This window comes from Dactylosporangium sp. CS-047395 (assembly GCF_050942185.1).
GTDB lineage: Bacteria > Actinomycetota > Actinomycetes > Mycobacteriales > Micromonosporaceae > Dactylosporangium.
On the sequence record NZ_CP192015.1, the window covers coordinates 2,804,624 to 2,823,544 of the forward strand.

The window sequence follows — 18,921 nt, forward strand, 5'->3', positions numbered from 1 at the left end:
TTCATTCATTATTCTGACCGGCATGCGAGGCAGCAGCCGCTCCGCGGAGCACGTGGCGCTCTTCCGCGCCCTCGAGCACAACCGCCGGCACGACCGGCTCTTCGACGACGGGCTCGCCGCCCGCATGCTCCCGCCGGCCCACCGCGCGGTGGTCGCCGCGTCCCGGGTGCCGGCGCTGCACCGGTGGATCGTGCGGTACATCGACACGCATTTCACCGGCGGCCCGCGCGCCTCGGCCGTGGTGCGCACCCGGTTCATCGACGACCAGGTGCGGGCCGCGCTGGCGGCCGGCGCGACCCAGTTGGTGCTGCTCGGCGCCGGCTTCGACAACCGCGCCCACCGCATCGCCGCGCCGGTCGCCTTCGAGGTCGACCACCCGTCGACCCAGGCCACCAAGCGCCGCCGCGTGCCGGCCGGCCTCGCCGCCGCCGTCCGCTTCGTCCCGGTCGACCTGACCGTCGACGCGCTCGCCCCGGCCCTGCTCGCGGCCGGGTTCGACGCCGGCGCACCGGCCGTGGTGGTCTGGGAGGGCGTCACCAACTACCTCACCGCCGAGGCCGTCGACACCACCCTGCGCGCCCTGGCCGGCCTGCTCGCCGCAGGCAGCACGATCGTCTTCACCTACGTGGACCGGGCCGCGCTCGACGGCACCGGCGGGTTCGAGGGCGTGGAGGCCTTGGCACGCGGCCGTCCGCCGCGGCGGGGAGCCCTGGACCTTCGGTTTCAAGCCCCAGGACCTTCCGTTGTACCTCCAGCAGCGCGGCCTGCACCGCACCGCCGACCTGTCCACAAGGGACGCCGCCGCGCGGTACCTGGAGCCGCTGGGGCGGGACGAGCCAACGGCCGAGTTCTACCGGATCGCGGTCGCAATTGCTTGAAGTCGGCTCCTTTTGGATCGCGGGCGCCTCCGTGCCTGAGGTCGATCTCGTTCGGAAGGCGGGCACCCGTGCCTAAGGTCGACGATGCGCATTTCGCGGCCCGGCGGCGGCAGATTCTCGACGCGGCGGGGGCCTGTTTCGCGCGCGAGGGCTTCCACCGCACCTCGATGCAGGACATCGTCCGCGAGTCCGGGATCAGCGCCGGGCTCATCTACCGGTACTTCACCGGCAAGGACGACATGATCGCCGCCATCGTCACCGAGTGGCACGAGCGGCGCACCACCATGCTCGGCGACGATCCGGCGACGGGCTACCTCGACGTGCTGCGCCGCGTCGGCGACCCGAAGACCCGCGACGAGCTGCGGCTGGCCGTGCAGGTGTGGGCGGAGTCGGCGCGCAACCCGGCCGTACGCGAGATGTCCCGCGCCAACGTCGACCGCCCGGTGGCCGCCGTCGCGCCCGTCCTGGCCGGCGTGACCGACGACCCCGAGTCCCTGGCCCGGATCTTTATCGCGATCTACCAGGGGCTGGTGCTACAGACGCTCTGGGACGACGGGCTCGACCACGCCGCCTACCTCCGCGCCGTCGCGCTGCTGCTTGCGCCGCTTGGGGTTACGCCACCAGGGGACGCCGGCCAGGACCAGTAGGATCAGCGTCAGCGGCGCCTTCCACAGTGGACCGGTGCCACCGTCGATCGGCGTCGCTGCGCTCGGGGCCGTCCGCGCCCAGACCAGGAACGAGTCCCCGATCGGCAGCGCCCCGAACGCGTAGCGCTTGGTGTGCCACGTCGTGATCGGCACCCCGGCCACCTCGCCGTAGGACGACAGCGCGTCCGCGAGCCCGTCGTCGCCGTTGACCCGGGCCGCGCCGATGGTCACCACGGTCGCCGAGAACGAGATCCCGAGGGGGAGCGGCCCGCTGTCGACGTCCCCGGCGCCGTCGACGCCCTTCGGGTACTCGCGCACCGCCGGTCCAAGGTGCAACGGGCGGTCGACGAACTGATCGCGGAACTTCAGGTACTGCTGCCGCGCGAACCCGGCGTCGACCTCGGGCAGGAACCGCAGGATCATGCTCTGCGAGCTGGCCCGCGCGCCCTGCAGCGGTCGCCCGGTCCCGGGGTCGGTGACGTGCGGGAGGAGGCCGGTCGCCGGGTCGAGCCGCTGCTTGGCCGCGTCCAGCCAGCGCTGGACCGTCCCGGCATACGCGGGCGTCGCCAGCGTGTCGTGCAGCCGCAGGGAGGCGATCGCGACCGTGGAGTCGACCGGCCAGGACTGCCCCGGATATGCCTGCAGGAACGGCGACGGGGAGGCGTCGAACGCGGCCGCGATCTCCCGGGACGTCGCCTCGAACCGCGTGCGCTGCTCCGGGTCGTCGCGCATGCTCAGCAGCCCGCCGCGCAGCCAGTTGGTCCAGCCGGCGTAGAAGATCCCGTAGCGCGGGGCGAGGCTGTCGGCGAACGGCGCGGTGCCCTCCGGTCCGTCCAGCCTGGACAGTGCCCAGCCGGCCTCGCGCACCGCCCGGTCCCGGTCACCGCCGCGCTTGCCCTCGTCGACCCAGGCCAGGCCGTAGAGGACGTGGCTGAAGAAGTACCCCTCGGGGAACAGCGTCTGGGCGCCCTCGCCGGCGCCCGCGTCGAGGGTCTGCCGCAGGTAGGTCAGCTGGCGGTCGGTGTCCTGCGGCGGGACGTACAGCCGCAGCAGCGCGCTCACGGCCAGCGCCGAGATGCTCGCGACGAGCACGGCCCGCAAGACTTTTCCCACCCGCCGATGGTAGAGGCCCTTCACACATCGCCGGTGACCGTTGTAGCTTATTTTCGGAGCAACGTGGCCGGGCGGCGGATAGCTACAGCGGGCGATGTGAAGTGATGCGATGACGAGCTTCGTCTCGGTGTGGGTCAGCCGTCCCGGCGATCCGCCCCGGCGCGCCGACGACGCCGATCGCCTGCACGCGGCGGCCAGCACGATGAAGCTCGCGGTGCTCGCGGCGCTGTACCGGGCCGCCGATGCGGGAACTGTCGATCTCGATGCGCTGGTCCCGGTCGTGAACGGGTTCGCGAGCGCGCTCGGCGACGGCACGCGTTACCAGAACGATCGCACCTATGACGATGAGGACGAGGTCTGGACGCGGCTCGGCGACGCCGTCCCGGCCCGGTGGCTGGCCCGGCGAATGATCGTGCGCTCCAGCAACCTCGCCACCAACGTGCTGCTGGACCTCGTCGGCCTGCCGGCGGTGGCCGACGCCTGGCGGTGCGCGGGCGCCGTCAACAGCGTGACCGCGCGCGGCATCGAGGACTACGCGGCCCGCGACGCCGGGCGGGACAACGTGGTCACCGCGGCCGACCTCGCCGCCCTACTCGGCGCCCTGCACCTGGGCACCCTCGCCAAACCGGAGTCGTGCGCGGAGATGCTCGACCTGCTCGCCGCCCAGGAGTGGCGGCAGGACCTCGCGCTCGGCGTGCCGGCCGGGGTCCGGATCGCCCACAAGAACGGCTGGATGACCGGCGTACGCCACAGCGCCGGCCTCGTCACCCCGCCCGACGCCGAGCCGTACGTCATCGCCGTCTGCACCACGTCCCGCGGCGTACCCCCGCCCGACTACGACGAGCGGGCCTGCCGCCACATCGCCGAACTGTCCGCCGAGGCGTGGCGAGATCGCGTCCTGCCGTGAACTCGCGTCCTGCCGTGAAGGGGTTGTTGTGACACACGCTGTGCGCATCCCGCTTGCCACGTTGTGGTCCGATCCGTCGCATCGCACCGCCGCGAGCGTCGTCAGCCGGGCGCTGGTTGCTGACCGGGCCGATGTGAGGGAGTTGTTGTGACACACGCTGTGCGCATCCCGCTTGCCACGTTGTGGTCCGATCCGTCGTGTTGCGCGGCTGCGAACGTCGTCATCCAGGCGCTGCTGGGCGATCGGCCGGCCGTGAAGGAGTTGTTGTGACACACGCTGTGCGCATCCCGCTTGCCACGTTGTGGTCCGATCCGTCGCATCGCACCGCCGCGAACGTCGTCACCCAGGCGCTGCTCGGCGATCCGGTCGAGATCCAGGAGGAACGGGCCGACGGCTGGGCCCGGGTGACGCTGCCCGACCAGGACGGCGACGGCGGCTGGCTGCCCCTCGCCCAGCTCGCCCCGCTCGGCGACGACGGCGGGCCGGTGTCCATCGTGGACGCGCTCGGCACCGACCTGCGCGACGAGCCCGGCGGCACCCTGGCCATGCCGGGCGTGCCGCTCGGGACCCGGCTCGTCGCGGCCGGGTCACCGCGCGACGGGTGGCTGCCGGTGCGCGTACCGGGGGCGGGGGCTCCGTTGTGGGTGTCCCAGGCCGACGTCCGCACCGATCCGGCCGACCCGGTCGCGACCGCGCGGCGGCTGCTCGGGGTCGTCTACGTCTGGGGCGGGCTCTCCCCGGGCGGCATCGACTGCTCCGGCCTCGTGCACCTGGCCTGGCGGTGCGCCGGGATGCGGCTGCCGCGCGAGGCCCGCGACCAGGCGGCGGCGGCCGAGTCGCTGGCGCCGGGCGAGGAGCGGGCCGGCGACCTGTACTTCTTCGCCCTGCCCGGAGCCCGCATCCACCACGTCGGCATCGTGGTCGAGCCGGGCGTGATGCTGCACGCCTCCGGCGAGGCCCGGATCGTCATCGAGGAACCGGTGCCACCGGACCTGGCCGTGATCCTCACCGGCGCGGGCCGCCCGAAGGCCACTGCCTAGCGGCCGCTCAATGCGGCCGGGGCGGCCGGCGTTCGCTCCAGCGGCCACTTCGCGCGGCCACTTCGCGCGGCCACTTCGCGTGTCCGAGTGTTCGTGGCCGAGTGTTCGTGGGCGAGTGCGTGTGGGGAGTGCGTGTGGGGAGTGCGTGCGGGGAGTGCGTGCGGCGAGTGCGTGCGGCGAGTGCGTGCGGCGAGTGCGTGCGGCGAGTGCGTGCGGCGAGTGTGCGTGGCGAGTGCGTGCGGCGAGTGCGTGCGGCTTTGTCCGGCGGCCGTGCAACGCGGGCCGGGTGGGCGGGTTTGCGCTAGCGGCCGTTCAGCGCGGCCAACGCGGCGTGGACCACGCCCTCGGTGCGTTCCAGGGCGCGGCGGGCGTCGGCGGTGGGGGTCTGGGCCAGCAGTGCGACCAGGGCGACCTTCGACTCGCCGTCCGCCTCGGCCAGGGCGACCGTGCACGTCTTGGCGGGCAGGCCGGTCGCCTGGGTCAGCATCCGGACCTGGCGGCCGCGCAGCTTGGTGTTGCTGGCGACCATGTCGGTCATCAGGTTCGAGTACGTGCGGCCGAGGCGGACCATCACGGCTGTGGACAGGGCGTTGAGGACGAGCTTCTGGGCGGTGCCGGCCTTCATGCGGGTCGAGCCGGTGATCGCCTCCGGGCCGGTGTCGACCGCGATGTGCACGTCGGCCAGGTCGGCGAGGGGAGCCGCGGGGTTCGCGCTGACCAGGACCGTGCTCGCTCCGGCGGCGCGGGCGGCGCGGAGGGCGCCGGCCACGTACGGGGTGGTGCCGCTCGCCGTCGCGCCCACCGCCACGTCCCCGGCGCGCAGCCCGGCCGCCGCGGCCGCGCCCTGCTCGGCGTCGTCCTCGGCACCCTCGGCCGCGGTGTGCAGCGCCGGCAGCCCGCCCGCGATGTGGGCGACGACCCGCTCGTAGCCGACGCCGAACGTCGGGTGCAGCTCGGCCGCGTCCAGCACCGCCATCCGCCCCGACGTGCCGGCCCCGAAATAGTGCATGCGGCCGCCGCCCCGCAGCGCGGTGACGGCGAGCTCGACGGCTTGGGCGACTTCGGGAAGTACCAGCGAAACGGCCGGCGCGACCTTGCGGTCCTCGGCGTTGATCAGCCTGAGCATGTCCAGCGTGGGCAGGCGGTCGATGGCCACCGTGAGCGGATTGCGCTCCTCGGTGGGCGAGGACCCGGGGGCATCGCTCACCAGCGGCCCCGCTCGGCCCTGGTCCGCCGGCTGTGCGCCGTGTGGTGGGTCGCCGGCGGGGTCGTGCGAGACCAGCGGCCCCGCTCGGCCTTGGTCCGCCGGTTGTGCGCCGTGTGGTGGGTCGCCGGCGGGGTCGTGCGTGTGGCTCACCAGCGGCCCCGCTCGGCCTTGGTTCGCCGGCTGCGTACCGCGTCGCGGGTGGCCTCCAGGGCCGTGCGCGTGCGGTCGTAGGTGCGCTGGGCCACGCCGACGAACACGCAGTCGACGACCGTGAGCTGGGCGAGGCGGCTGGCCATGGCGCCGGAGCGGAACGTCGTCTCGCGGGCGGCGGTGGTGAGCACCAGGTCGGCTTCGCGGGTGATCGGCGACTTCGGGAAGTTGGTGAGCGCGACCGTCGTCGCACCGCGCCGTCCGGCCTCGGCGAAGGCCTCCATGGTGTCCACGGTCGTGCCGGTGTGCGAGATGCCGACCGCGACGTCGCCCGTGGCGAGCAGGGCCGCGCTGGTCAGGGCGAGGTGCAGGTCCGACCACGCGTACGCGGTCAGCCCGATGCGGTGCAGTTTCTGCTGGAAGTCCTGGGCCACGAACGCGCTCGCGCCGACGCCGTAGATGTCGATCCGGCGGGCCGCGGCGATCGCCGTGATGACCTTCTCCAGTGCCTCGAGGTCGAGCTGGGCGGCGGTGTCCTCGACGGCCCGGGCGTCGGCGAACGCGATGGTCTTGACCACCTGGCCGAGGTCGTCGGAGAGGCTGATGTCGCTGCCGATCGCCTCCTGGGCCGGGTCGTCCTGCACCCGTCCGGACTCGGCGGCCAGCTTCAGGCGGAGCTCCGGATAGCCCGATACGCCGATGGCGCGGCAGAACCGGATGACCGTAGTTTCGGAGGTGTCGGCCCGCTTGGCCAGCTCCGTGATGGTCATCTGGGCGGCGGTGGCCGCCTCCTCGACGATGATCCGGCCGACCCGCTGCTCGGCCCGCGACAGCGAGGGCAGGAGCCCGCGGATCTTCACGGCCGTGGAGACCTGGCGAGCCTCGTCCTTCATGTGGAAAAGTTTCCGTTGCCTCGTCGGTTTCGTCAATGGAATGCGGTGGCGCGATGCGCGAGTCCCTGGTCATCGGCGTGGACGCCGGCGCCACCACGACCCGCTGCGCGCTGAGCGACCTCGACGGCAACATCCTCGCGCGGGCGGAGGCCGGAGGGGCCAACCGGAACTCGAGCGGTTCGGCGCCGGCCGAGGCCCTCGCGACCGCGCTGCGCACCCTACTCGATCAGTCAAGGGACGATCTCGCCCGGGTCGCGCTCGGCGTGGTCGGGGTCGCGGGCGGGGCGTCGCTGCGGGCCGCGACCCAGGCCGCGGCCGAGGAGGCCTGGCACGCCGTCGGGCTGCCGGGGCGGGTGGCCGCGGTGACCGACCTCGAGGCGGGCTTCGCCGCCGGCACCTCGTCGCCGGACGGGCTGCTGCTGCTCGCGGGCACCGGGGCGGTCGGCGCGGCGTTCACGGGTGGGCGGCTGACGCATCGCTGCGACGGGTACGGCTGGCTGCTCGGCGACGAAGGCTCGGCCGTCTGGATCGGTCGCGCCGGCCTGCGGGCCGTGCTGCGCGCGCTCGACGGCCGCGGCCCGGCCACCGCGCTCACGCCGTTGCTGAGTGACTTCCTGCACGTGCCGGCCGATCCCCAGGCCTTGCTGCGCGACGCGTTCGACCATCCGCCGGCCGCCCTGGGCGCGCTGGCGCCGCTGATCTGTTCGCTCCCGGACGACCCGGTGGCCCTCGGCATCGTCGAGGAGGCGGCCGCCCATCTCCTGCACACCCTGGACACCGTGGCCGCGCGGGCCGCGCTGGCCGATCCGCCGGTGGTCCTCGCCGGGTCCGTCCTGCTGACCGAGGGGCCGGTCGCCGAGCGCGTCCGGGCGGGTGTGCGCGAGCGTTACCGGATCGTGCCCATCGATGCCCGGTACGGCCCGGCGGGCGCCCTGTGGCTGGCGATTTCCCAGCTCAGCGGGGCATTTCCCGATCCCTTGGTACACGCCCGGCTCACTCGGTAAGAATCTTCCGCCTCTTGCAAGTTTGGTTGGAAACCTTCAAGCTCATCGACAGGCGTCCCTTCTCCAAGGAGTCGCGATGAGTCTTCTCTCCCGGCGAGCCCTGCTGCGCACCGGCGCGCTGGCCGCCACCTCGGCCACCCTCGGCGCCTGCGCACTGTCCGGCGGCGGGAACGACCAACCGACCAGCACCGAGCAGGGCGCCAAGAACGCCGCGAACCCCCTGGGCGTCAAGGAGGATGCGCCGCTCGAGGTCGTCATCTTCAACGGCGGCTTCGGCGAGGACTACGCCAAGGCGCACGAGGCGATGTACACCGAAAAGTATCCAAAGGCGCAGATCAAGCACTCCGCGACCCAGCAGATCGGCCAGACCCTGCAGCCGCGCTTCGTCGACGGCAGCCCGCCGGACGTGATCGACAACTCCGGCGCCGGCCAGATCGACTTCAACGGCCTCGTCTCGCAGGGCGCCCTGGCCGACCTCGCCCCACTGCTGGACGCCCCGAGCGTCGACGACCCGGCCAGGAAGGTGCGCGACACGCTGCTGCCGGGATCCCTCCTGCCCGGCACCTACGACGGCAAGACGATGGCCCTCAACTACACATACACGGTCTACGGCATCTGGTACTCGGCCAAGCTGCTGAACGACAAGGGCTGGCAGTACCCGAAGACGTGGGACGACATGATCGCCCTGTGCAAGACGATCAAGGCGGCCGGCATCGCGCCCTGGACGTATCAGGGGAAGCATCCGCGGTACATGTCGTGGCCGATCCTGTCCGCCGCCGCCAAGCTGGCCGGCCCGGACGTCCTCGTCGCCATCGACAACCTGGAGCCCAACGCCTGGAAGCACGAGGCGATCCTGGCCGCCGCCGACGCGTACTCCCAGCTGGCCGTGGACGGGTACATCCTGCCCGGCTCCGAGGGCCTGGACCACATCCAGTCCCAGACCGAGTGGTGCAAGGGCAAAGCGGTCTTCATCTCCTGCGGCTCCTGGCTGGAGAGCGAGCAGAAGGCGGTCACCCCGCCCGACTTCCAGATGACGGTCGCGCCCACGTCCAGTCTGTCCTCATCGGACAAGCTGCCGTTCGAGGCACTGCGCGGTACAACAGGGGAGCCCTTCGTCGTTCCCGCCAAGGCGAAGAATCTCGCGGGCGGGCTCGAATATCTCCGCATCATGCTGTCCAGGAAGGGAGCGATCGATTTCACGAACCGCGTCGCCAGCCTCACCTGCGTCGCGGGCCTGGACCAGGGCGTGAACCTGCCGCCCGGCCTGGCGTCGGTCACGAAGGCCTTGAAGGCATCGGGGGACAAGGGCTTCAATTGGGTGTACAACTCCTACTACCGCAAACTCGAACGCGAACTCGTCGATGCGGCGTGCGGCGCCCTGTTCACCAAGCAGATCAACGCCCGGCAATTCGTCGAGCAGTGCCAGAAGGGCGCCGACGCGATCGCCAAGGACGACACCATCAAGAAGTACAAGCGGAGCTGACCGGATGCGCCACGGGCGGCGCCTGTTCGCCATCACGTTCCTGCTGCCGGCCGTGGCCGTCTACGCCGTCTTCGTCGTCTCCCCGTATCTGCAGGCGTTCCAGATCTCGGCCACGAACTGGCGCGGCCTGAGCCCCACGTGGGACTACGTCGGCCCGGACAACTTCACGCGATTGCTGTCCGACGAGTACTTCTGGAACGCGTTGCGGCACAACGCGATCCTGCTGGCCGTCCTCCCGCTCGCGACGATCGGACTGGGCCTGTTCTTCGCCTCGATGCTGAACATCCACGGCGTGCGGTTCGGTTCCGTGTACCGCATCGTGTACTTCTTCCCGCAGGTCCTCTCGGTAGCCATCATCGGCGTCCTCTGGCGCGAGATGTACGCCCCGAACGGCGGCCTGGTGAATGGATTCCTGCGCGCGGTGGGCCTGAACGCCCTGACCCGCACCTGGCTCGGCGACGCCGACGTGGCCTTCTGGGCCGTGCTGGTGGTGATGATCTGGAGCAATGTCGGCTTCTACGTCGTCCTGTTCGGCGCCGCCATGTCGGCGATTCCGCGCGAGATCTACGAAGCGGTCTCCCTGGACGGCGCCGGCAGATTCACCGTCCTGTGGCGCATCACCATCCCGCTGCTGTGGGACACGATCCAGGTCGCCTGGGTGTACCTCGCGATCATCGCCCTGGACGGCTTCGCCCTCGTCCAGATCATCACCAACGGCGGCCCCGAGTTCAGCACGGACGTCGTCGGGCTGCGGCTCTACAACACGGCTTTCGGCGAATCCAAGTTCGGCTACGCCTCGGCGATCGGCGTGGCCATGTTCTTCGTGACGCTGTCGGTCGCGATAGCGTCGTTGCGCCTGACCCGCCGCGATCGCATCGAGTACTGACCATGCGCCTCCGTCTGGGCAACGCCTTCTCCCACGTCTTCCTCTTCGGCTGGGCCGTGCTGACCACGTTCCCCTTGCTGTGGGCGGTGCTGTCGTCCTTCAAATCGGACGACGAGATCCTGTCCGACGCGTGGGGCCTGCCCTCGACGCTGCGTTTCTCGAACTGGTCCCGCGCCTGGAACGAGGCCCACATGGGCCGCTACTTCCTGAACAGCACCATCGTCGTGGCGGGCGCCCTGTTCCTGACGATGCTGCTGGGCGCGATGGCCGCCTATGTATTGGCCCGCTACGAACTGCGCGGCATGCGCCTGCTCTACTACGCCTTCGCGGGCGGCATGGTGTTCCCGGTCTTCCTGGCGCTGGTCCCACTGTTCTTCGTGGTGAAGAACCTGGGCCTGCTCGGCACGCTGCCCGGCCTGATCCTGGTGTACACGGCGTATTCGCTGCCCTTCACCGTGTTCTTCCTGACCGCGTTCTTCCGCACGTTGCCGACGGCGGTGGGCGAGGCGGCACTGGTGGACGGGTGCTCACACTGGAGCTTGTTCTTCCGCATCATGCTGCCGATGGCTCGTCCGGGCCTGATCTCGGTGGGCATCTTCAACTTCTTGACGCAGTGGAACCAGTACATCTTCCCGATCGTGCTGATGCAGGGGGAGGGCGCCGAAAAACGCTGGGTCCTCGCGCAGGGGCTGACGGCCCTGGCCGTGAACGAGGGCTATGCGGGCGACTTCGGCGGGCTGTTCGCGGGGATGACGATCGCGATGCTGCCGGTGGTGTTGCTGTATCTGGCGTTTCAGCGTCAGGTGCAGTCCGGCCTGACCGCGGGGCAGCTCAAGTAGCAGCAGACCCGCGGCTGCGCGTCAGTGTCAGTCAGTTCACTCTGGGGAGGGCGTTGTACCAGACCTGAGCCATGTACTTGTAGCCGTTGTCGTTCGGGTGGACCCGCTCGGCGCCGATCGAGTCGGCTGAGATCTGGGTGGAGACCATGTCCACGACGATGACGTGGCTGCGGGCGGCGGCCAGGGTGGGTAGGCCGGCGTTGTAGCCGACCTCCTGGTCCTGCTGCCACTGGTTGTTGAACGGGGTCAGCGGGATTTTCGCCACGATCACGTACGACGTGGGGGAGGCGGCGTGGATCTCGTCCAGGAGGTGGTTCATGCTCGCGAGCATCTGGGCGGAGGTGTGGTTCAGGCCGTCGTCGTTCGTGCCGGCGTGGATCAGGATGATGTTGGGGCGCTTGAGGGCGACCCAGGTGCGGGCCTCGGCGCCCAGTTGGTCGATGGTCCAGCCTGAATGGCCCTCGTGGTACATGGGGGCGGTGCCCTGGGTGCCGACGAAGGTGTGCGGGCGGCCGGTGAGGAGCTGGTCCAGGAACTTGCGGTAGCCCTGGCCGTCGGTGCTCGCCAGGCCGAGGGTGATCGAGTCGCCCATCGGCATGATCGAGTAGGCGGCGGTGCCGAGGTCGCGGGGGCGCTTGGAGGTGGTGACGCCGCCGGGCTGGCCGGCTGGTTGTTGCTGTTGTACGGCCGCGGGGGGCTGGCCCAGCGCCGCGGCTACCGCGGCGAGGAATGCGGCAATGAACTCGCGCAAGATTGCTCTCCTAGGTGCGGGGCGCCCGTGATCCTCGCACACCCGGGATGACATTTGTACCGTCCGATCGCGTACAAGCGAGGCTACGGCGCGGGGCGGGATCGGCGCAGGCTGATGGCATGCGAAATAACGCTGTTGCCCTGTTCTTCCTGGCCCCGCTGGTCGCGGAGTTCCTGCTCGGCGACTTCGGGATCAATGCGCTGTTTGCCCTGGTGTTCCTGGCCCCGATGTACGGCGGCGGCGCCATTCTGATCCGCGAGTTCGCGCGGCGCACCGGGCGCGGGTGGCCGACGATGCTGACCCTGGCGCTCGCGTACGGCGTGATCGAGGAGGGGCTCGTCACGCAGTCGCTGTTCAACCCGAACTACGCGGGGCTGCACCTGCTCGAGCACTGGTTCGTCCCGGTGCTGGGCATCTCGGTGCCGTGGACGCTGACCGTGCTCGCCGTGCACACCGTGTGGAGCATCAGCGTGCCGATCGCGCTGGTCGAGCACCTCAGCCCGGCCACCCGTACGACGCCGTGGCTGCGCGTGCCGGGGCTGGTCGTGGCGGGCGCGCTGTGCCTGCTCGGCGCGCTGCTCAACGTGTTCGGGACCTGGACCAGCGATCACTTCCAGGCGCCCTGGCCGCGGCTGGCCGGAGCCGCGATCGTCGGGCTGGCGCTGATCGTGCTCGCGTTCCGCTGGCCGCATCGCGAAACGACACCCGGCACTGTGCCGCCGGCCTGGCAGGTGCTCGTGCTCACGCTCGTCGCCGGGGCGCTGTTCCGGCTGCCCGACGCCACCCCGACCTGGCTGAACGTCGCGCTCATGGTGCTGGTGTTCGGCGGGCTGACGGTGGCCGTGCTGCGCTGGTCGCGCCGGGACGGGTGGGGCGCCGGGCACCGGCTCGCGCTCGCCGCGGGAGCCACGCTGACCTATGCCTGGCACTCCTTCTTCATGCGGCCGTTCATGGGCGACGGGCCAGTCGTCACACCCGTCAGCCACGTCGTGTTCGCGGTGCTCGCGATCGTCCTCTTGTACTTTGCGATGCGCGCAACGCCCCGTTCACCCGAGCCGCACACAATCACCGCATGAACCACCAGGCAGCGGTCGACGAGATCCAGGCCCTCTTCACGAGCGAGGGCGCGCAGGAGTACCTCGGCGAACCGGTGACGCAGGCCCAGCACATGCTGCAGGCGGCGGCACTGGCAGTACAAGCGAAGGCTCCGGAAACCCTCGTGGCGGCGGCACTGCTGCACGACGTGGGACATTTCCACGGGCTGCTGAGCGGGGCCGACCTCATGGAGGGCCGGGACAACCGGCACAGCGACACCGGGGCCGACTGGCTGGCGCAGTGGTTCGGGCCCGCGGTGTGCGAGCCGGTGCGGCTGCACGTGGCGGCGAAGCGGTACCTATGCGTGGTCGAACCCGGCTACTACGACCGTCTGTCGGCGGCGTCCAAGTTCACGCTAGGCGTGCAGGGCGGTCCGATGTCGCCGGAGCAGGCCGAGCGGTTCGCCGCGCACGAGTACGCGGACGCCGCCGTGGCCCTGCGTCGCTGGGATGAGCAGGCCAAAGAGCCGGCGGCGGACGTGCCGCCGTTCGCGGAGTACCGAAACCTGCTTGTCCGCCTCATGTCGGATTGACGATCGGTTTCCGGGCAGCGCGGCCGGAGCGCCCCCGGCCAGACTGTCGTGATGGCCACCGATGTTCCGGCGAACGCCTTCCGCGAACTGGACCGCGCGAACCCCGAGATCCAGCGGGTCCGTGAGGTCGCCATCGCCGCCCTGCACCTGGCGCCCGGCCAGCGGATTCTCGACGCCGGGGCGGGCACCGGGGAGGTGGCGCGGCTGCTGGCGACGCGGCTGTGCGACTCCGGCGCGATCGTGGCCCTGGACGCCTCGGAGGCGGCGATCGCGGTCGCGCGGGAGCGGGACGAGGGGTCGTGCGTGCAGTACATCTGCGGCGACGTGACGGCCATGGACTTCCCGGACGGCTGGTTCGACGCGGTGCGCTGCGAGCGGGTGCTGCTGCACCTCGGCGACCCGGACGCGGCCGTGGCCGAGCTGGCCCGGGTGACCCGCCCCGGCGGCCGGGTCTGCCTGGTCGACACCGACTGGGAGTCGGTGGCAGTCGACGGCCTGCCCCGCCCGCTGGTCGCCCGGGTCCGCGAGCACCTGCTGGCCACGGTGGTCGGCCAGCACCTGGACATGGGCCGCACGCTGCGCCGGCGGCTGCGGCGGGCCGGGTTGGCCGAGGTCACAGCGGTCCCGGTCGCGCTGTACTTCCCCGATCCCATCGCGGCCGCCGCCGTCCTGCCGATGGTCAACCCGATGGTCCCGCCGGAGGCCGGCCTGATCCCCGGCGACCTGCGCGAGGACTGGTTCGGCGCCCTCGGCGAAGCCGGCGAGCGCGGCGATTTCCTGGCCACGCTCACGATGTGGGTGGCCAGCGGGACGGTTTAGCCCTCGGCGGCGGCGAGGAGCTCGCGGAGCAGCGCTGAGAGTTGGCGGCGGCGGGCCTCGGGGAGGTGGTCGAGGACCTCGCGCTGGGCGTCCAGGCCGGCCACCACGGCCTGGTCGACGAGGTCGCGGCCGCGGCGGGTCAGGGTGATGACCAGGCCGCGGCGGTCGGCCGGGTCCGGGGCGCGGGTCACCAGGCCGGCCTTCTCCAGGCGGTCGAGCCGGCCGGTCATCCCGCCGGTGGTCAGCATCGAGGACGCGGTCAGCGCCTTCGGGGAGAGCTGGAACGGCTCGCCCGCGCGGCGCAGGGTCGCGAGCACGTCGAACTCGCCGCGGTTGATGCCGAGGGCGCCGTACACCTTCTCCTGGCGATCGCCCATGATCCGCGACAGCCGGTAGATCCGGCCGAACACGGCCATGGCGTCGGTCTGCAGCTCCGGGCGCTCGCGGCCCCACTGTTCCACGATCCGGTCGACGTCGTCCACGATCCCAGGCTAGCACTCGCTTGCTTCTAAGTAGCTTAGTGGTAAGCTACTTAGTCATGAGGAACCTGACAGCGATCGCCCCCGTGCTGTGGGGGACCACGTACCTCGTGACCACCGAGCTGCTCCCGGCCGACCGGCCGCTGCTGGCCGGCACCCTGCGCGCCCTGCCCGCCGGGCTGCTGCTCGTCGCGGCCGCCCGCGCGCTGCCGAAGGGCGCCTGGTGGTGGCGCGCGGCGGTGCTCGGCACGCTCAACATCGGGCTGTTCTTCGCGCTGCTGTTCGTCGCCGCGTACCGGCTGCCGGGCGGGGTCGCGGCCGTCCTCGGCGCGCTCGGCCCGTTCGTCGTGGCCGGCCTCGCCTTCGGGCTGCTCGGCCAGCGCCCCGCGGTCCGGGTCCTGGCCGCCGGGGCCGCCGGCGTGGCCGGGGTCGCCCTGCTGGTCCTGCGCTCGTCGGCCGCCCTCGACCCGATCGGGCTCGCGGCGGCGGCGGGCGGCATGGTGTCCATGTCCCTCGGTACCGTCCTGGGCAAGCGCTGGGGCGTGCCCGAGGGCTTCGCCGAGCGCCGGCAGGCCCTGCTCGCGCTGACGGGCTGGCAGCTGACCGTCGGTGGGCTGCTGCTCGTCCCGGCCATGCTCCTCGTCGAGGGCCTGCCGCCCGCGCTGAGCTGGACCAACGTCGCCGGCTTCGGGTACCTGTCGCTGGTCGGCACGGCCGGCGCGTATCTGCTGTGGTTCCGCGGCGTCACCTCCCTCCCGCCCGAGCGCGTCACGCTGCTCGCCCTGCTCAGCCCGGTCGTCGCGGCCGCCCTGGGCTGGGTCGCGCTGGGCCAGGCGCTGTCCGCCGGGCAGCTCACCGGGGCCGCGATCGTGCTGGTCGCGGTGCTGATCGGGGCCGGGACGTTCAAGGTCGGCAAGCCGACAGCGGCGCTCAAGGTCGCCACCGCGCCGTAGCCTTGGGCGGGTGACCCGCCGCGTCGCCATCGCCGCGCTCCTGGTCCTGATCGCGGCCGCGGCCGGGATCGCGGCGGAGACGCTGGCCCGGCCCGGCGACCGGCCGGGACGCGTGCTGACCCGGACCTCCTCGACCCGGATCGTCGCCGGCGTCGGCTGGACCCACCGCTGGACCGCCGCGCCGGGCGGGGTCACCGACGCGGCCGGCAACGAGTGGGAGTCCGACGCGGCCGTGGTCCAGGGCGGGGCCGCGGCCAAGGAGCTGGCGGCGGGGAGTTCGGCGCCGTACCGGTACAGCCGCGGCGGCACCCCGACGTTCAGCCTTCCGGTGCCGCAGCCGGGCACCTATGCCGTGACGCTCTCGCTGGCCGCACCCGAGCGCGGTGGTGCTCCGGAGGCCGCCGTCACGGTCAACGGGCAGCGGGTCCGTCTCGCCGGTACCGGCGCCGGGCGGGTCCGCCACGCCATCGTCCTCGTCCCGGTCACCGGCGACACCGCCACCGTCGCCGTGAGCGCGCTGGAGCACCTGGCCGGGGTCGCCGCCGTCACGGCGACCATGGCCCGCACCGGCACCGACCCGCTGCGCACCGAGCTGGCCGAGGAGTTCGACGGCACCGGCCCGCTGACCGGCTGGACCCCGGAGCTCGGCGGCGGGGGCTGGGGGAATGCGGAGCTGCAGGAGTACACCGCGGACCAGGCCAACGCGGTAAGAACCGGCGACGGCCGCCTCGCCATCACCGCGAGACGCGATGGTGGCAGGTACACCTCGGCGCGACTCCGCAGCGAGTTCGCGGCCCAGTACGGGCGGATCGAGAGCGTGCTGCGAGTACCAACGGGAAAGGGCTTGTTGCCGGCGTTCTGGATGCTCGGCGCGGACGTCGCCACCACCGGCTGGCCCGCCGCCGGCGAGGTCGACATCATGGAATCCCTGGGCGCGGACCGGGTCTACGGCACCTTCCACGGCCCCGACGGCACCGAGCGCGGCTGGGAACGCCAGTTCACCGCGCGCGTCGACAACGGACCGCACCGGTACGCCCTGGAATGGTGGCCCGGCCTGCTCCAGTGGACGGTCGACGGGGTGGTGCAGGCGACCCTGCGCGAGGAGGATCTGGGCGCCAAGCAGGCGTGGGTCTTCGAACGCCCGATGTTCCTGCTGCTGAACGTGGCCGTCGGCGGAAGATGGCCCGGCACCCCACCGCCCTCGACCAGCTTTCCGCAGACGATGTACGTGGATTCGGTACGATGGCAGCGTTAGGTTCTTGGCCATGAGCTTCGATGCCATCGTCGTCGGCGCCCGGGTCGCCGGTTCCCCCACGGCCATGCTGCTCGCCCGGGCGGGCCACCGCGTCCTGCTGCTGGACCGCGCCACCTTCCCGAGCGACGTCATCTCGACCCACCTGATCCACGTACCGGGGATGGCGTACCTGCGACGCTGGGGCCTGCACGACGCCGTGGCCTCGGCGGGGGCTCCGCCGCACGAACGCTTCACGATGGACTTCGGCCCGTTCGCCATCAGCGCCCCGCCGCCCGCGGTCGACGGCGCCGCGCACCCGTACTGCGTCCGCCGCACCGTCCTGGACAGCATCCTCCTCGACGCGGCCCGCTCGGCCGGAGTCACGGTCCGCGAGGGCGTCACGGTCACGGAGCTGGTCGTCGAGGACGGTCGCGTCGTGGGCGTGCGCGGCGACGGCTTCGAGGAATACGCCCGGATCGTCATCGGCGCGGACGGCCTGCGCTCGACGGTGGCCGCGGCGGTCGGCGCCACCCGCTACACGGAAACTCCGGCCCTGACCGCGTGCTACTACGCATACTACCGCGGTGTCGAGCCCCGCGAGGGCGCCGAGATCTACCAGCTGGGCGACCGCGCGGTGGTCCTGTTCCCCACCAACGACGACGAGACCTGCGTGTTCGTGGCCTGCCCGATCGCCCAGTTCCACGAATTCCGCACCGACGTCGAAGCCAACTACGCAGAAGCCCTTTCCCGTGTACCTCCAGTGGCCACGCGAATCGCCGCCGCCACCCGCTCGGGCCGCATGCACGCGACGGCGGACGTCCCGAACTTCTTCCGCCAGTCCGCGGGTCCGGGCTGGGCCCTGGTGGGCGACGCGGGCTACCACAAGGACCCGGTCATGGCCGCCGGCATCACCGACGCCTTCGTGTGCGCCTCCCTGCTGGCCGACGCGGTCCACAGTGGACTCTCGGCGGGCGGTGATCTCGACGCGGCGGTGGCGGCCTACGTCGAGGAGCGCGACCGGCGCTTCCTCCCGGCCCTGCAGCTGACGTGCCAGCTCGCGTCGATGGAACCGCCGACGCCGGAGATGGCGGCGCTGTTCGCCACGATCGCCGCCAGCCCGGCCGAGTCGACGCGCTTCTTCGGCGTCCTGCAGGGGAGTACGCCGATCCCGGAGTACTTCGCCCCGGACAACCTCGGCCGCATCATGAGCGGCGCCCAGGGTTAGTCCCAGAAGTCGGCCGGGCGGGCGGCCACCTCGCGGCCGGACTGTTCCAGGTCGGCGGCCCACGGCAGCATGCGCTCGAACGTCGGCTGGCCCGTCGCGGCCAGCTGCCGGATCACCGCCACGTTGCGTTCGATGCGGCCCAGCATCGCGTCGCGGACGGCGGTGCGGTCGCCGGTGTAGCCGTACGCGTCCAGCAGCAGGTGGAAGCGCCGCCGGTCGTCGTTCGGCGGGAAGCCGGCCGGTTCGGTGATCGCCGCCGTCAGCAGCGGGGACCAGGTCAGGGCGGTGAACGCCAGGTCGTCCTCGCGGGTGCAGGGGCTCGCCAGCTCCCAGTCGACGAAGCCGGTCAGGGCGCCGTCGGACCAGACGGCGTTCCACGGGGCGGCGTCGAGGTGGCCGATCAGCAGGCCCGGCTCCCAGGGGCGGCCGGTGAACCAGACGGCGTCGGTCGGCGGGCGGTACGACTCCGTGGTGTCGTGCAGGCGGCGTAGCCAGGCGCCGACCTGGCGCAGGGTGTCGTCGGAGCGGACCCACTCCGGCCACGGCTGGGGTTCGCCGAGGGTCTCGCCCGGCAGGTACGTCAGGCGTTCGCGGCCCTGGTCGTCGAAGCCCAGAACCCGCGGGGAGCCAGCGAATCCGGCCTGTTCCAAGTGGCGCAGGACGGTGTGGACGGTTGCCGTGAACGGTTGGGCTGGGCGGCGGACCTCGTTGTCGACGCGGACGGCACCGTAGGTGCGGCCGCCGGGGAGCCGTTCTTCGGTCATTCCACCGTTTCTAGCGTGCCCG

At 71.9% G+C, this 18,921-nt stretch carries 19 protein-coding genes; 13 read left to right on the forward strand and 6 right to left on the reverse strand.

Features of this window, described 5'->3' with window-relative positions; all coding sequences use genetic code 11:
• Positions 1–22 precede the first annotated feature (22 nt).
• Entirely contained in the window at positions 23–1,525 is a 1,503-nt protein-coding gene (locus tag ACQP00_RS13085) for an SAM-dependent methyltransferase (protein ID WP_433218661.1), read from the forward strand.
• Here ACQP00_RS13085 and ACQP00_RS13090 read toward each other — a convergent pair.
• The gene (locus ACQP00_RS13090; protein WP_433218663.1) at positions 1,412–2,638 is read right to left on the reverse strand and encodes a hypothetical protein; all 1,227 of its coding nucleotides are present in this window, start codon (positions 2,636–2,638) and stop codon (positions 1,412–1,414) included. The genes ACQP00_RS13085 and ACQP00_RS13090 overlap by 114 nt on opposite strands.
• A gap of 109 nt (positions 2,639–2,747) precedes the next feature.
• On the opposite strand from ACQP00_RS13090, the gene ACQP00_RS13095 reads away from it, so the two are divergent.
• Both ACQP00_RS13095 and ACQP00_RS13100 read left to right on the forward strand, forming a co-directional pair.
• A complete protein-coding gene (locus ACQP00_RS13095; protein WP_433218665.1) occupies positions 2,748–3,545 on the forward strand; it encodes a serine hydrolase in 798 nt (265 codons plus the stop codon).
• Between the two features lie 266 nt (positions 3,546–3,811).
• Complete coding sequence (locus ACQP00_RS13100) at positions 3,812–4,585, forward strand: NlpC/P60 family protein (RefSeq protein WP_433218667.1); 774 nt, start codon at positions 3,812–3,814, stop codon at positions 4,583–4,585.
• Positions 4,586–4,886: 301 nt separating this feature from the next.
• Here ACQP00_RS13100 and murQ read toward each other — a convergent pair whose 3' ends face one another.
• Positions 4,887–5,792 carry an N-acetylmuramic acid 6-phosphate etherase gene (gene murQ / locus ACQP00_RS13105; protein WP_433218669.1) on the reverse strand — a complete coding sequence of 302 codons (906 nt, stop codon included), beginning with the start codon at positions 5,790–5,792 and terminating at the stop codon, positions 4,887–4,889.
• Between the two features lie 146 nt (positions 5,793–5,938).
• Complete coding sequence (locus ACQP00_RS13110; RefSeq protein ID WP_433218671.1) at positions 5,939–6,835, reverse strand: MurR/RpiR family transcriptional regulator; 897 nt, start codon at positions 6,833–6,835, stop codon at positions 5,939–5,941.
• 53 nt (positions 6,836–6,888) lie between these two features.
• Between ACQP00_RS13110 and ACQP00_RS13115 the strand changes: the two genes are divergently transcribed.
• The 4 genes from ACQP00_RS13115 (at position 6,889) to ACQP00_RS13130 (ending at position 11,047) form a co-directional block, all read left to right on the forward strand.
• Positions 6,889–7,839, forward strand: a complete 951-nt coding sequence (locus tag ACQP00_RS13115) for an N-acetylglucosamine kinase (RefSeq protein ID WP_433218673.1) — start codon at positions 6,889–6,891, stop codon at positions 7,837–7,839.
• Between the two features lie 76 nt (positions 7,840–7,915).
• A complete protein-coding gene (ngcE, locus tag ACQP00_RS13120) occupies positions 7,916–9,322 on the forward strand; it encodes an N-acetylglucosamine/diacetylchitobiose ABC transporter substrate-binding protein (protein WP_433218675.1) in 1,407 nt (468 codons plus the stop codon).
• 4 nt (positions 9,323–9,326) lie between these two features.
• Positions 9,327–10,208: a carbohydrate ABC transporter permease gene (locus ACQP00_RS13125; protein ID WP_433218677.1), complete on the forward strand. Its 882-nt coding sequence runs from the start codon at positions 9,327–9,329 to the stop codon at positions 10,206–10,208.
• Positions 10,209–10,210: 2 nt separating this feature from the next.
• Complete coding sequence (locus tag ACQP00_RS13130) at positions 10,211–11,047, forward strand: carbohydrate ABC transporter permease (protein ID WP_433218679.1); 837 nt, start codon at positions 10,211–10,213, stop codon at positions 11,045–11,047.
• A gap of 31 nt (positions 11,048–11,078) precedes the next feature.
• Here ACQP00_RS13130 and ACQP00_RS13135 read toward each other — a convergent pair whose 3' ends face one another.
• On the reverse strand, positions 11,079–11,798 hold the full coding sequence (locus ACQP00_RS13135) for an SGNH/GDSL hydrolase family protein (protein WP_433218681.1): 720 nt from the start codon (positions 11,796–11,798) through the stop codon (positions 11,079–11,081).
• Positions 11,799–11,917: 119 nt separating this feature from the next.
• On the opposite strand from ACQP00_RS13135, the gene ACQP00_RS13140 reads away from it, so the two are divergent.
• From ACQP00_RS13140 to ACQP00_RS13150, 3 genes are read left to right on the forward strand one after another with little or no spacing between them, the layout of a single operon-like run.
• Complete coding sequence (locus ACQP00_RS13140) at positions 11,918–12,874, forward strand: hypothetical protein (RefSeq protein ID WP_433218683.1); 957 nt, start codon at positions 11,918–11,920, stop codon at positions 12,872–12,874.
• Positions 12,871–13,425 (forward strand): phosphonate degradation HD-domain oxygenase, encoded by a 555-nt coding sequence (locus tag ACQP00_RS13145; RefSeq protein WP_433218685.1) that lies wholly within the window; start codon positions 12,871–12,873, stop codon positions 13,423–13,425. The genes ACQP00_RS13140 and ACQP00_RS13145 overlap by 4 nt, the downstream gene beginning before the upstream one ends.
• Before the next feature lie 51 nt (positions 13,426–13,476).
• The gene (locus tag ACQP00_RS13150; protein ID WP_433218687.1) at positions 13,477–14,244 is read left to right on the forward strand and encodes a methyltransferase domain-containing protein; all 768 of its coding nucleotides are present in this window, start codon (positions 13,477–13,479) and stop codon (positions 14,242–14,244) included.
• On the opposite strand, the gene ACQP00_RS13155 is transcribed toward ACQP00_RS13150, so the two are convergent.
• Positions 14,241–14,726: a MarR family winged helix-turn-helix transcriptional regulator gene (locus tag ACQP00_RS13155; RefSeq protein WP_433218689.1), complete on the reverse strand. Its 486-nt coding sequence runs from the start codon at positions 14,724–14,726 to the stop codon at positions 14,241–14,243. The genes ACQP00_RS13150 and ACQP00_RS13155 overlap by 4 nt on opposite strands.
• A gap of 56 nt (positions 14,727–14,782) precedes the next feature.
• On the opposite strand from ACQP00_RS13155, the gene ACQP00_RS13160 reads away from it, so the two are divergent.
• The 3 genes from ACQP00_RS13160 to ACQP00_RS13170 are packed head-to-tail and all read left to right on the forward strand — an operon-like array spanning position 14,783 to position 18,135.
• Complete coding sequence (locus ACQP00_RS13160; RefSeq protein WP_433218691.1) at positions 14,783–15,676, forward strand: EamA family transporter; 894 nt, start codon at positions 14,783–14,785, stop codon at positions 15,674–15,676.
• Between the two features lie 10 nt (positions 15,677–15,686).
• A complete protein-coding gene (locus ACQP00_RS13165) occupies positions 15,687–16,931 on the forward strand; it encodes a glycoside hydrolase family 16 protein (RefSeq protein WP_433218693.1) in 1,245 nt (414 codons plus the stop codon).
• Between the two features lie 10 nt (positions 16,932–16,941).
• A complete protein-coding gene (locus tag ACQP00_RS13170; protein ID WP_433218695.1) occupies positions 16,942–18,135 on the forward strand; it encodes an NAD(P)/FAD-dependent oxidoreductase in 1,194 nt (397 codons plus the stop codon).
• Here the strand turns inward: ACQP00_RS13170 and ACQP00_RS13175 are convergent.
• Positions 18,132–18,899 carry a phosphotransferase gene (locus tag ACQP00_RS13175; RefSeq protein ID WP_433218697.1) on the reverse strand — a complete coding sequence of 256 codons (768 nt, stop codon included), beginning with the start codon at positions 18,897–18,899 and terminating at the stop codon, positions 18,132–18,134. The two genes, ACQP00_RS13170 and ACQP00_RS13175, sit on opposite strands and share 4 nt — an antisense overlap.
• Positions 18,900–18,921 lie beyond the last annotated feature (22 nt).

Coding starts and splice junctions, on each gene's coding strand:
- ACQP00_RS13115 (WP_433218673.1), top strand. CDS start 6,889: ATGCGCGAGTCCCTGGTCATCGGCGTGGACGCCGGCGCCACCACGACC.
- ACQP00_RS13140 (WP_433218683.1), top strand. CDS start 11,918: ATGCGAAATAACGCTGTTGCCCTGTTCTTCCTGGCCCCGCTGGTCGCG.
- ACQP00_RS13150 (WP_433218687.1), top strand. CDS start 13,477: ATGGCCACCGATGTTCCGGCGAACGCCTTCCGCGAACTGGACCGCGCG.
- ngcE (WP_433218675.1), top strand. CDS start 7,916: ATGAGTCTTCTCTCCCGGCGAGCCCTGCTGCGCACCGGCGCGCTGGCC.
- ACQP00_RS13085 (WP_433218661.1), top strand. CDS start 23: ATGCGAGGCAGCAGCCGCTCCGCGGAGCACGTGGCGCTCTTCCGCGCC.
- ACQP00_RS13110 (WP_433218671.1), bottom strand. CDS start 6,835: ATGAAGGACGAGGCTCGCCAGGTCTCCACGGCCGTGAAGATCCGCGGG.
- ACQP00_RS13170 (WP_433218695.1), top strand. CDS start 16,942: ATGAGCTTCGATGCCATCGTCGTCGGCGCCCGGGTCGCCGGTTCCCCC.
- ACQP00_RS13130 (WP_433218679.1), top strand. CDS start 10,211: ATGCGCCTCCGTCTGGGCAACGCCTTCTCCCACGTCTTCCTCTTCGGC.
- ACQP00_RS13175 (WP_433218697.1), bottom strand. CDS start 18,899: ATGACCGAAGAACGGCTCCCCGGCGGCCGCACCTACGGTGCCGTCCGC.
- ACQP00_RS13145 (WP_433218685.1), top strand. CDS start 12,871: ATGAACCACCAGGCAGCGGTCGACGAGATCCAGGCCCTCTTCACGAGC.
- ACQP00_RS13125 (WP_433218677.1), top strand. CDS start 9,327: ATGCGCCACGGGCGGCGCCTGTTCGCCATCACGTTCCTGCTGCCGGCC.
- ACQP00_RS13160 (WP_433218691.1), top strand. CDS start 14,783: ATGAGGAACCTGACAGCGATCGCCCCCGTGCTGTGGGGGACCACGTAC.
- ACQP00_RS13095 (WP_433218665.1), top strand. CDS start 2,748: ATGACGAGCTTCGTCTCGGTGTGGGTCAGCCGTCCCGGCGATCCGCCC.